The sequence below is a fragment of the Gemella haemolysans genome (assembly GCF_001553035.1).
Taxonomy (GTDB): domain Bacteria; phylum Bacillota; class Bacilli; order Staphylococcales; family Gemellaceae; genus Gemella; species Gemella haemolysans_B.
This window is the reverse complement of the sequence record NZ_KQ959995.1, coordinates 47,423-59,939: the sequence shown is the minus strand read 5'-3', so window position 1 is coordinate 59,939 and position 12,517 is coordinate 47,423. Positions and strand designations below refer to the sequence as shown.

General features: G+C 29.6%; 10 protein-coding genes. 4 read left to right on the top strand and 6 right to left on the bottom strand.

What is annotated here, in order from left to right:
- Positions 1 to 371: 371 nt before the first annotated feature.
- The gene (locus tag HMPREF3186_RS08800) at positions 372 to 1,805 is read left to right on the top strand and encodes a bifunctional folylpolyglutamate synthase/dihydrofolate synthase (RefSeq protein WP_060914823.1); all 1,434 of its coding nucleotides are present in this window, start codon (positions 372 to 374) and stop codon (positions 1,803 to 1,805) included.
- A gap of 254 nt (positions 1,806 to 2,059) precedes the next feature.
- On the opposite strand, the gene HMPREF3186_RS08795 is transcribed toward HMPREF3186_RS08800, so the two are convergent.
- Positions 2,060 to 2,932, bottom strand: a complete 873-nt coding sequence (locus HMPREF3186_RS08795; RefSeq protein WP_060914822.1) for a helix-turn-helix transcriptional regulator — start codon at positions 2,930 to 2,932, stop codon at positions 2,060 to 2,062.
- Between the two features lie 221 nt (positions 2,933 to 3,153).
- Between HMPREF3186_RS08795 and HMPREF3186_RS09080 the strand changes: the two genes are divergently transcribed.
- Both HMPREF3186_RS09080 and HMPREF3186_RS08790 read left to right on the top strand, forming a co-directional pair.
- Positions 3,154 to 3,321, top strand: a complete 168-nt coding sequence (locus HMPREF3186_RS09080; RefSeq protein WP_156439001.1) for a hypothetical protein — start codon at positions 3,154 to 3,156, stop codon at positions 3,319 to 3,321.
- A complete protein-coding gene (locus HMPREF3186_RS08790) occupies positions 3,314 to 4,492 on the top strand; it encodes an MFS transporter (protein ID WP_060914821.1) in 1,179 nt (392 codons plus the stop codon). The genes HMPREF3186_RS09080 and HMPREF3186_RS08790 overlap by 8 nt, the downstream gene beginning before the upstream one ends.
- A 36-nt stretch (positions 4,493 to 4,528) precedes the next feature.
- On the opposite strand, the gene HMPREF3186_RS08785 is transcribed toward HMPREF3186_RS08790, so the two are convergent.
- Complete coding sequence (locus HMPREF3186_RS08785; RefSeq protein WP_060914820.1) at positions 4,529 to 5,287, bottom strand: HAD-IIB family hydrolase; 759 nt, start codon at positions 5,285 to 5,287, stop codon at positions 4,529 to 4,531.
- Positions 5,288 to 5,291: 4 nt separating this feature from the next.
- A complete protein-coding gene (locus HMPREF3186_RS08780; protein WP_060914819.1) occupies positions 5,292 to 6,998 on the bottom strand; it encodes a PTS transporter subunit EIIC in 1,707 nt (568 codons plus the stop codon).
- Positions 6,999 to 7,236: 238 nt separating this feature from the next.
- On the opposite strand from HMPREF3186_RS08780, the gene HMPREF3186_RS08775 reads away from it, so the two are divergent.
- Positions 7,237 to 8,007, top strand: coding sequence for a MurR/RpiR family transcriptional regulator (locus tag HMPREF3186_RS08775; RefSeq protein ID WP_060914818.1), 771 nt, complete (start codon positions 7,237 to 7,239; stop codon positions 8,005 to 8,007).
- Positions 8,008 to 8,139: 132 nt separating this feature from the next.
- Here HMPREF3186_RS08775 and HMPREF3186_RS08770 read toward each other — a convergent pair whose 3' ends face one another.
- The 3 genes from HMPREF3186_RS08770 to HMPREF3186_RS08760 are packed head-to-tail and all read right to left on the bottom strand — an operon-like array spanning position 8,140 to position 12,241.
- Entirely contained in the window at positions 8,140 to 10,776 is a 2,637-nt protein-coding gene (locus HMPREF3186_RS08770; RefSeq protein WP_060914817.1) for a hypothetical protein, read from the bottom strand.
- Positions 10,777 to 10,799: 23 nt separating this feature from the next.
- Complete coding sequence (gene ytpR / locus HMPREF3186_RS08765; RefSeq protein ID WP_003144292.1) at positions 10,800 to 11,405, bottom strand: YtpR family tRNA-binding protein; 606 nt, start codon at positions 11,403 to 11,405, stop codon at positions 10,800 to 10,802.
- Positions 11,406 to 11,440: 35 nt separating this feature from the next.
- Positions 11,441 to 12,241, bottom strand: coding sequence for a DUF1444 family protein (locus HMPREF3186_RS08760; RefSeq protein ID WP_060914816.1), 801 nt, complete (start codon positions 12,239 to 12,241; stop codon positions 11,441 to 11,443).
- Positions 12,242 to 12,517 lie beyond the last annotated feature (276 nt).

Below are 12,517 nucleotides of genomic sequence, written 5' to 3'. Positions count from 1 at the left end.
GAAACTAAAATTGAAAAAATTTGAAAATAAGTTCTAAAAATGGAGAAAGGCCCATCTTTTGATGAGCCATATATTATGAAAAAAATAATATTAAGTATTGTTATATTTATATTATATCCCACTTACCTTACATGAACTTTAGACTGTAATTAAAATGTAATTAAAGTTGTTAATTTTCATATTTAATTTCAATAATACTGTATAAAATTTAAAATCAATATAACAATAACTAATTTATAAGAATTAATTACAGTTAATTTTTGTTTTAATTCAAACCCTCTCCTGTAAATTCACCAAAATTATATCCTTTACAATTTATCTTTATCATTATAAAATTAAGTGTATATTATTAGAAATGTTGGTGTTTATTTATGAATTTAAATTGTAAAATAAAATTTGAGAAATATTTAAAAGAGAATAATTTAGAAGATAAAAATAACATATTAGAACTTTTCAGTCAGTTAAGTTTAGAACAACTTGCTGAAAAACTTCTAACTTTAGACGAAGATGAAATTGTAAACTACGCAACTGAGTGTGTTTGTGAAGAGCTTCTTATTACTTCATCATATAAAATAGAACGTACTGGTATGAAACTTGGGCTTCACAGAATGGAACATATTCTTGAACTTTTTGATCATCCTGAAAAAGATCTTAAAGTAATCCATGTTGCTGGTACTAATGGTAAGGGATCTACCTGTTCTTATTTGAAAGATGTCTTAAAAACTAAGTATAGAGTCGGATTATACACAAGTCCCGGTATGCTGAGTTTTAACGATAGAATTCGTATTAACGATGATTTTATTTCATATAAGGAAGCTTATCGTTTATTCAAACTAGTTCAAGAGACTTACGACCAAAATAATCCAGATCCAAGTGATAAACTATCATTCTTTGAAATTATCACTGGTGTAGCTTTATTATACTTTAGAGATCAAAAAACAGATTTCGTTATTATGGAAGTTGGTCTTGGTGGAAGATATGATGGAACAAATATTTTTAAAGAAAAAGTATTATCTATCATTACAAAAATCGGTCTAGATCACACCGCTATTCTTGGAGATACTCTTGAAAAAATTGCTTATGAAAAAGGTGGAATTATCCAAGAAAATGATAATGTTCTAATTTATCCTGCTTGTGAAGGTGTAGTAAATGTAATAAAAGACATCTGTCAGGAGAAAAATGCTAACTTAAGCATACTAAACGAAGAAGATATCGTTGTGAACAAAGTCGAAGCTAGAGGTAACGAATTCTCATATAAAGGTGTAGATTATTCTACTAAAATGGTCGGTGCACACCAAACTTTTAATGCATCTTTAGCTTTAGAAGCATTAGCTAATCTGAAAAAACGTGGTATTATCGATATAGAAGATAGTGTTATAAAAGAAGCTCTAAGTAAATCAGTTTGGGTAGGTCGTTTAGAATGGATTCGTGACAATATTCTATTAGATGGCGCTCATAATAATGATGGAATAGATAGTTTAGTAGCCTACCTAGATAAGCAAAAATTCCCTAAATTGAAAATTCTACTTGGTATTCTTGAAGACAAAGATTATGAAGACATGATTGAAAAATTAAAAACTATTCCTGCTGAATTCTCAGCAACTAAAGTTCCAATCGAGATTAAAGAATCAAATCTTGATAATCTAGTTCAAAGTTTTGGCGATACTTCTGTTGCTAAATATGAAAATTATGAAGTTGCATTAAGCAATATTATTCCAAGTTTAAAAGATGATGAAATTCTTTTAATTACAGGTTCACTTTACCTTATCTCAGCGGTAAGAGGTGAAATATTGGAGAAATACTAGAAAAATACTAAAAAAATTAAAAATCCAGAAGGTAATTTAAAAGTTAGCTCTGGATTTTATTTACTATAAACTTACTATTTAAAACTTTTCGGCATATCTTTTACTAAGATTTATAACATTTAAAATAGATTACTAAGTATGCCTTCACTTATAGAATATCACATACTTTTAATCTAAAAGTCTATTATTACCAAATGATAGGAGGCCAACCTCCTCCAAAAAACGATAAAAATATAGTAAATATTAATAAAAATTTATAGAATTTCTTCATTTTCTTTCTCCTTCAACTTTGATAAATATGACAGCGCCATTCCCCTCATATATTCATTACTTTCCAACATAAAAATAGTTATAGCCTTATTACATGAATCTATGGCACTATCTATTAATTTCTGCTCTTCGAATAATTTTGATTGTAAAAAATAGTTGTCACCTAACATATAAAATGATTTAGTATTAAGAGATTTTGAGATAGCAAGCGCATTCCACTTAGTAGCCTCGTCTAACTGTTGCATCATTCCATAAATCCTTGATATTGAATAATAGAAAGGTTGTTCAAAATTTGTTCCTTTAATAACTTCAAGATAAGGTAATACCAATTCATAATATTTCTTAGAACTTAAAAAATCTTCTCTTTCTGAATATAAATTCCCCAAAGTATTACAGATTTTACAAAATAAAAGAGAACCTATTTCAACTTTTTCACTAAGAGATTCTAACTTTTCTATAGCAACATCTAGTTTTCGTTCTACTTGATACAGTAAAATAGATTTTAACCACTCTACATGTAGTGCTTCTTCTTTATTTAATGATTCTAAATTTATAGACTTCACCAAAACTGATAAGGTTTTATAGTCTCTTTTTACTAACATTTCTTCTAACTCATAGAAATCAAATGACAAATCTTTTACATTCGTCATATCTAAAGAAAATAGATTTGCTACGTCTTCCATTGGTATACAAAGCTTTTTTATAATTTTAAAAAATATATCAACTGATGGAGTTATTTCTCCTTTCTCTATTCTACTAATAATAGTTTGTGTGCATATTCCTTCTGCCAACACCTTCTGTGACAACTTTAACTCTTTACGTTTTGTTTTAATTAAATTAGCTAATCTAGTTTTCATTATAACTCCTAAGTATGTACTATTATATTTCCATTAAAAATATAATAACACAAACTCTCATATTATACAATCTTTCTTTTCAAAAAATAAACTTTTAAGCATATTATATCTCATAAGATAATACTTAAGTTTTATATTTTATGCTTATTTTAATATTTTTGTTGACTTTTTCTTTATCTAATGCTAATATTGTTTTAAAATATAAAACGAGGTAATCACTTATGATAAATAATATATTGTTTACAAACTACTGTAAATATTTGTTAGTAGAATACCCTATTCCAAATAAAAGATTAGGTATTTCAAATAGAAATTTTGAAAAATTAGAAATCACAAATACTATTGATAAAGATTGTAAATATTGTTCAAAGGTGAATCATAATGACTAATTTATTAAAAAAAAATATTTTAGTGTATTATATTTCAATAGTACTGATTTCACTAACAAAAGCATTACCTCACTCTATTTTAACTTTAATATTATTCGAAAAAGGATTAACTATTGCTAATATAGCAGTTGTTCAAGCTATGTATAGTTTAGCTATATTATTATTTGAAGTCCCGAGTGGATTGTGGGCTGACTTATATTCTCGTAAACAACTATATATTCTATCAAATATCATGTTATTGATAATGTGTCTTTTAATTTATTACAGTCATAATTATTATCTCATTTGTTTTATATGGTTCTTATATGGGGTATCTGAGTCGATTAATAGCGGTACAATAGAAGCAACTATTATTAATGATATAAAAAAAGAAAATAATTCTAAGTTACACATTAATAGGTTTATAAAATTATCTAACCAATTTTCCTTAGTAGCGGTGATTATTGGTAGTCTATTAGGATCATATTTATATTTTAATTATGGTTTGAAATTTTATTTTCTATCGATTATTCTTTGTTTCTTATCCATATTAATAATCTCTATCTTTTTTGAAGAATATAGTACACCAATACTTAAGGGGAACGCTTCTCTTAAACAACAGATAAAAGTTAGTATATATGAACTTAAAAGATCTAGAGAATTAAAATTACTTTTTATTCTAAGTATAGTAAATCAAGTGTTTTTCCAAACTCACTTTCAATTATGGCAAGCATTGTTCTTAGAAAAGGGTTGGAATAGTAACAAACTATATATTCTATATATATTATTTCAAATATTAGCAATATTAGCCTATTCTGTTCCAATTCTAAATTTTAATAATGGACAAAATCACCTAAAATTCTTACTAATATTTTCTATCGTACCACCATTATTTTTGCACGTGTCAAATATTTATGTGGTACTACTCCTTTATACATATAGTGTCTTGGTTTTCACAGTTATTGAATATATATTAACTAATAGTTTTGCAAATAAAGTAACAACCAAAAATATTAGCTCGTTAACTTCAATGAAATCGAGCCTCTCAAGGATATCAGCAATACTCGTCTTAGTATCTTCTAGTTATTTTTTAAACATATATTCTGTTCAATATATCGTTACTTTTAATTTTCTACTTTCTCTAATATTACTAATAGGTATTTCTATCTTTTATAAAATCAAAAATACATAACAAAAGAACCAGCATCTCAGCTGGTTCTTTGTTTTACTATTCATAGTTTTCTACAAAATGTTTTATCGCCGCTGCAAAATCTTCTACTACGTGTGTAGCTTGTCCTTTTACTTCTTGTGGCGCACGATTCATACAGTATGAAATATCTGCTACTTTAAACATATCCACGTCATTCCCTGAGTCTCCTAAAGCTATTACTCTATCATACCCTGAACTGATAGTTTCAATACCACTAGCTTTAGAAATATTTTTTGCTGTGATTTCCATACGTGTTGAACCAGATTTATAAATCTCTACTTCTGGAAATTTCTCTTTCATTACATCGTAATGATAATCTAATTGTTCTTTTGTTGGTCTTACATTTATTTTATAGATTGTTTTTCCTTTTAGTAATTCAAAAGGATTTTCGACACAAATTAGCTCCATGTTCCACAATCTATCTTTCTTCTCATGATCAAAATTACCAATACGCTTTTTTCCATCTAAGGCATCAAATATTAATTTGCTTTCTTTTAGATATTCGAATATTCCAGTTAAATCTTTAGTAGGAATGTGTTTTTCAAAAAGAACTTCATCTTGTCTTGTTACAACCGCTCCGTTAAACCCTATCATGTGTGTAACATCCATATCATTACCTTCAGCAATGTATTTGATTTCTTCAACAGAACGCCCAGTCGCAACTGAGAAATCCCCGTAATTTTTAGAATCATGATACGCTTTTAAATCTTCTTTTTCGACGAATACTGAATTTTTTACAAATGTTCCGTCTAAGTCTGTAACAAACAAATTCTTCATGAAACTATTCCTCCATACCAAGCATATCTTGGATTTCCATTTTTAATACATTAGCATGAGATCCATAAATTGATTGCATTTGCATATCACTTTCTGCAAATCCCATAGCTCCAAGTTTCGTTGTAATACGCTCTTGATCTACTACACTCTTATCTTTTACATTAATTCTTAAACGAGTTATACAAGCATCTACAGCTTCGATGTTATCTGGACCACCATGTGCTTTGATTAACTCAATAGCTTGTTTTCTAATTCCTTCTGGTGTTTTTTGTACTGTTTCCATTACTTCATCATCACCATCAACTGTTATATCAGTTGCTTTTGGTTCTTCTTTACCAATTGTAGCGATTTCTACACCAAGTTTAGCACGAGCCTCATTTTTATTAGATAATTTAACTTCATCACCATCTTCACGTCCAGGTGTTTTAAGGTCAAATTTAACAATCATAAATCTGAATACGATATAGTAAATGAAGAAGTAAACTACACCTACGATTGGTACTAACCACCAAGCTGTTTTAGGACCTTGAAGTACTCCATAGATTACCCAGTTAATGAATCCATGCCCAGTTGGAGTTGCTACCCCTGCGCCTAACATGTGCATTACGAATAATGCTGAACCAGCTAAGAATGCGTGTACTACATAAAGAATTGGTGCTACGAATAAGAATGTGAACTCGATTGGTTCTGTGATACCTGTTAAGAATGAAGTACCAGCAGCTGCGAATAATAATGATCCTACAACTTTACGTTTTTTCTCATCAGCTGTTTTGTACATTGCATAAGCTGCACCAGAAAGACCGAACATGAAGTAAACGAATTTACCACCATTGAATCTTGTAATACTTGGATCTACGTGTTGAACATTTGGATCGGCTAATGAAGCTAAGTAAGCATTGATTGTACCAACTACACGTTGTCCACCAATTTCCCAAGCCCCACCTAATTCTGTTGTACGAACTGGCCAGTTTAGACCGTGGTGAAGACCGAATGGTAATAATGCTCTTTCTACTAAACCATACAGGAACGTTCCAATAGGTCCTGATTTAAGGATGAAGATTGATAATACACTGATACCTTTTTGTACTGGAGGCCATACGAAGAATAGTCCAGTAGCTACTGCTGACATGATTACAATAGTTGCGATAGGTACGAAACGTGGTCCACTGAAGAATCCAATTACTGTTGGTAATTGAACTTTAACAGCCCACTTATGAACGAAGTATACCACTATACCTACGATAATACCACCAAATACACTAAGGTCCATTGTTTGGATACCAAGTACTTTTGTCTGCATGGCATTAGATAATGCTAATTTTGCTTCGTTACTTGATAATTTACTAGTGTCTACTAATTTGTGACTTTGTACTAATAGGAAGTTAAGTACGTAATGTAATACGATAAATCCTAGTAGACCAGAAAGTGCAGCAGAACCTTTTTCACGTTTTGCTAAACCTACAGCAACCCCAACCGCAAAAATAATCGGTAAGTTATTGAATGCTGTATCCCCTAATACAATTAGGAATTTCATAATAAATTGAATAATGTCATTTTTTAACATTGGGAACATTTTTAGTGTGTTTGAATTACTGAAGGCTGTCCCGATCCCTTTAATAATACCTGCACCCGGAAGTACAGATACCGGTAATAAGAACGAACGTCCGAATTGCTCAAAAGCAGAGACGAATTTATTTTTTTTCTTTGCCATTACCTTTTCTCCTTTTATTATTTTTTATAGCCATATTATATCAGATTTGAAAACGGTTTTTTCTATTTTGCCTAAAAATTTCTTTATTTGTAATTAATTACTATTTCAGTAAAATTTTACTAGACTATGTAAACCGCTTTAAAAATAGCTTTTATTTTCTAAATTTTTATGTTATGATACTTAATACTGAGTAACGAAAAGGAAATCAATTAGTAAATTTTACTCTTGGAGGCAACTTATGTTTTTTGATAATTTAAAAAACAACTATGATAAACTATCCATTTCAGAACAACAAGCTATAGATTATCTAATGAAGCAAGATAATATTGAACACACAACCCTAAAAGAAATCAAGCAAGCTGTTCTTATTTCATCTTCTACTGTAATTCGTGCTTGTAAAAAATTAGGTTATAATACCTTTATCGATTTAAAATACGATTTAAAAATGAGTAAAGAACTAGCTAAAAATAATAAAAATTCAACGACCTCTACCTTCCTTTCTTTAAAAGAGCAGCTTAGCGTTGAATTTTCTCGAACAATGTCTATATTAAATCAAGATGATTTCGATATTTTTGCCAATAAAATAATAAATTCTCGTCGTATATTTTGCATAGGTAGTGGCTCAAGTTACATGGTTATGAGTGATTTCAATAGGAAACTTAAGTTAATCAATCTTTGGTCAAACGACTATTTTGAACACTATTCTATTAAAAGAATCCCAGATATCTGCAGAAAAGATGATGTCCTTTTAGTATTTTCTCTTAGTGGAGAAACTACAGTTATTAATGATTGTGTTTTAGAAGCTAAGCAAAATGGTACTACTATTTTAGCAATCACAAGCCTTGCAAATAGTCCTCTTGCAAAAATGAGTGATCATTTGATTAAAGTCTACGATGCTCCAAAGAATAGAAAAAAAATTCGTTCTCGTCTAATGCTAAGCGTAGTTGGTATAATTTTATTTGAAACTATCGTTAACACTATCAGTCCCGGGGAATATGTAATTGATTAAAAAAAGGAAGTGACTCAAAAATCGTGATTTTGATATGTACCCCTTTTTTATTTAACCTATATTTTCTATTCATCAAATTTAACAACAAATTCCAAAAAGGAGGTGAACTTATCTCACCTCCTTTTTGAACTATTATTTTTTACTTTTTACCTTATTTTTAGGCACACGTTTTGATGAACCTATATTCCAAACAGTTTCCTCTTGTGAAGCTATTTCTTTATAGATATTTGCATTACTTTGCACTGGATTTTCTACTTTTTTAGGTTCTACCATTTTTTTTTCTACTGATTGTGTTTCAGTTTTTTTTACTTCTTGAGTAGTTTTTACAGGCTTATTAATAGATAGTCCTGTAGTTGATATTCCTACCGGTTTATTTGAATTTTCAGTAGTTTTACGTGTTACTGAACCATATATAGATGAGTATACTGGTGATGGTTTGAATTTACCTACACTACGTGATTTCGGTGTAATAGTATTTGAACTCATCATTTGGCTCGTTACCGATTTAGTTGATGCTGATAATCCTGATGAAGAGTATTTTTCAAAAATAGCATCAAGTATTTTTTGATTATTTTCTATTTTCTCTTTACTCACAGGTCTATAACCATGATCAACTGTTTTGTATTCTCCTAGTTTAGTACCATTACCTTTATCGAAGTATTCAGAAACATCATTAGTATATAATTTTTCTGTATAATCAATTCCACGTTCTACTTCGTCTTCTTCATCTTCTTGATAAGTTTTAACATCTTCTACTCTCTTCTGAGCAACTTCCCTAGGAACAACTTTCTCATCAGTGAACTTATCTACGTCATTAGTAACTTTAACAACTTTATTATTTGGTGAAACTTCTCTTAACAAGCTATCGATATTTACCGAATCAACTGACTCTTCAAGGTAATTTTGCTCTTCAAGTTCTTCGATTTCCTCTTCATCTAAGTGGTAATCGCTATAACCTGATAATCTATCTTTTTTAACTTCTTTAAGTTCTTCATAGTCTTCAACTTCGATATCTTCTATCTTAGCCGCTTCTTGAACTAAATCAACATAAGATTCTTCTTTCTTGTCTTTTCTTAAATCTTCTAGATTTTCATTTAGTTCTTCGATTTCTGGTAGAGTTTCTTCTTTTTTCGGAGAAATGTCTATGTTCTCAGTTTCAATAAGTTCATCTAAAGCTGTTTTCTCTTGTGAATTATTTACTTTTTTTCCTTCATATAGTCCTTTTCTGAAGTTTTCTACATCTTCTGTAGTTTCTTGACTTCCTTCAAATCTATCACCCACAAGTTTTTTACTAACTCTATCAATATCATCTTCAAATAAATCTTCAGCACCTTCTAGTACATCATTTACAGACGTATATTTAAGTTTTTCACGACGACTTCCCTCTGCATCAAGTTCTCTAACCTCAAGTTCAGGTGTTTCTTTTTCATGAGTTTTAATTTCTTTATCGCGAATTTCATCGAAAATACCGTCTAATTTTTCATTCTTCTTAGTATATAGAGGATTATCTTTTTCGATTTTATCACTTCTTCTCTCAAGAATATTGAAGTTTTCTTCGAATTCTTTTCGTGCTTCACTATTTTTAGTAACTCTCTCTTCTTGAACTATAGTTTCTTCTTGAACTTTCTCTTTAAGTCTATTTGCTACTTCTTCTTTCAACTCTATACTATCTTTACCTAGTACTACACTATCTCCAAGAGTATCAATTTTATGATCTTGTTTCAATCTCTTAGTTCTTACAGCTGCAAGTGTTGGGTGCGTTCTTCTCGGTGGGTTTTCATCAAAGATATCAACGTCACGAATTTCAGAATTCTCCACTCCAAGTTTTTTCAATACATCACCTAAATCTGTTACTTTCCTTGCCGATACTACTTCTTCTTTTTCTTCATATTCTGCAATATTAATTTCTTCAAATACAGGTACAACATTTTGTTCTTTTTCTTCTACAAACTCGATTTCAAGCTCATCTTCAGCTTTTTCTAAAACTTTTTCTTCTTTAGAGTGAACTTTTCTCTTATCAGTTTTTTTCTCTTCTTCTAATTCTTCTTCAAAATCATCTAAGACTGCATCTAATTCTTCTTGATCAATCTCATCATCACTTACATTAAATAATTTGTCTTTTAGTCTTGAGAAGAATCCTACTTTTTTCTCATTTTCTTCTTCGTAGTCATCTTCATAATCTTCTTCATCTTCGTAATCAGACTCATCATATTTTTTTTCAACTATTTTAGATTTTTCTTTTTGTTCGCGTTTCTGACGCTCTAGATATGTTTTATAATCCTCAGCTTCATCGTCTTCTTCTTCATCTAGATATTCATCATCTAAGAATTCTTCATCTTCTTTTTTATTAGAACTGAATAATCCTTTAAATTTAGAAATAAAGCCATTTTCTTTTTTAGATTTTTTCTCTTGTTTGAAATCTTCTTCGTAGTCGTCTTCGTAATCTTCAAAGTCATCGTAGTTATCTACTTCGAAATCATCAAGATTAACTTCTTCATAAGCTTCAAATTTTTCTTCTTTTTCATCACGTCTTCTAGTACTACGTTGTGAACTAAATTCGTCCTCATCGAATGATTTTTTAGTTTTATTGGAACTGAAATCTATTTCAAAATCCTCATCTTCATCAAGATAAACTCTCTCTTTTCTTCTATTTTCAGCTCTTTTTTCCCTACGTTCAGCTAAATCATCTTTTTTCTCTTTTTTAGCTGTACTTTCTTCATATATCTCATCTTCATCGTCTTCTAAAAACCACTTTTTCCAATTCACCATATTTTACACCTCCTAATTAGATTTTATTTAAGATTCAAATCTTTCACACGAGTTCCTACTTTAGTATCCGCGTCTAATACTAAAATACCTCTCGCTTCTTCTTGTGGTAAACCTAGCTCTCGTTTTGAACATAGCATACCATTTGATTCTACTCCACGTAGTTTTGATTTTTTAATTAATAGACCACTTGGCATCATTGCTCCACTTAGAGCTACCACTACCTTTTGTCCTGCTTCTACGTTTGGAGCCCCACATACGATTTGTAGTGTTTCTTCTTCATTAACTTTTACTTCTGTTACTTTTAATTTATCTGCATCCGGGTGTTTTTCACAACTTAAAACTTCCCCAACTACGAAGAATTCATCATTATTACCTTCTAGGTCAATTTTGATTCCATTTTTTTCTAATCGTTTTTGAAGGATTTCTTTTTGATCTTCTGTTAAATCGATACTTCCTTCCCCATCTAATTTTAAGTTCTCAACATTGAAAATATTTAATCCTACTAAAGCGCCATTTTCATCTTTAATTAGTGTAATATTCTTCTTATCTTCGTATGTTACCTCTTCTTTACTTTGAATAGTAATTAATAATGTTTCTCCTAACATCTTCTTATTGTAAAAAAATAACATGAATCTCTCTCCTATAATTAATTTTAATTTTAAAGTTATTCTACAAAAATAAAATAACTCTCTAGTTCTTTTCCATCGTATTTAAACGTTATTGTTGTTATCGGTACTAGTCCTTCTGTAAAAAAATGCACCATCATTTTTTGTAAAACTTCTAGTCCTTGTTTATTCTGTACATCTGCAATTATCAATGTATCTTGATGAGGTAAACCTACATAAAATGAAGCACCTATTTTGTCATAAAAATGATTCAAAACATTCTTGTCGATTATTCTCGCCCCATCATAGCCATCTTTTGCATTTAGGAAATAGAATTTATTTCCTGCAACTTCATCCACATTATACTTAAGTGGTAGTTTTTCTAAATTATCTTTAGCGAATCCTAAAAACTCTTCTTCAGTTCTAGAAAACCTACTTAAAAAACTACCGTCTAATAATTTATAACCATCTTTAAAATCATAAGCTAAATATATTCTAGTTTCATTTGTATGATCAAAGCTAACAAGATTTTTCTCGTTATCTTTGTTAAAACTACTAGCTCTAACCACTGGAAAAATATTTTCCAATAATTCATCCTCAGTTATATCATCTATAGAAAGTTTTTTTTGTGCATTGAAGTTTCCTACTATGTAGTAAACAAATTCTTCTATCTTCTTGTCACTTTCGTTAGTTTTCTTATCTCCTAGCTTCCTTACAAAACTATCTATATCAATCTTAGCACGGCGATTTTCATATTCTAAAATAAAAACACTGTTTTCTTTTTCTCGCCTCTCATGAATTTTTAAAGTAGGTAGTTTTTCTATTATTTTTTCAAATATATAATCTCTTGAATAAGACATAATGCCTCCTATTTTGTGTATAATATGGCAACTTAATTATACCATATTTATTCGCATTCAATCAACATAATTAAGCAATATATACAAATATTATTCACTTTTTTACAGTATATATATTTTATTGCACCTTTACTGTTATTTTGTTATAATGGGAGTGACTCAAAAATCGTAATTTCGGAGAAACAAGATTTTGTCGAGTCACCCCCGCAAAGTTTATTAGATATATAAAAAGCTTTTCTAAAGCGTATTTAGATATCAATAAACCACTGCGTCTAT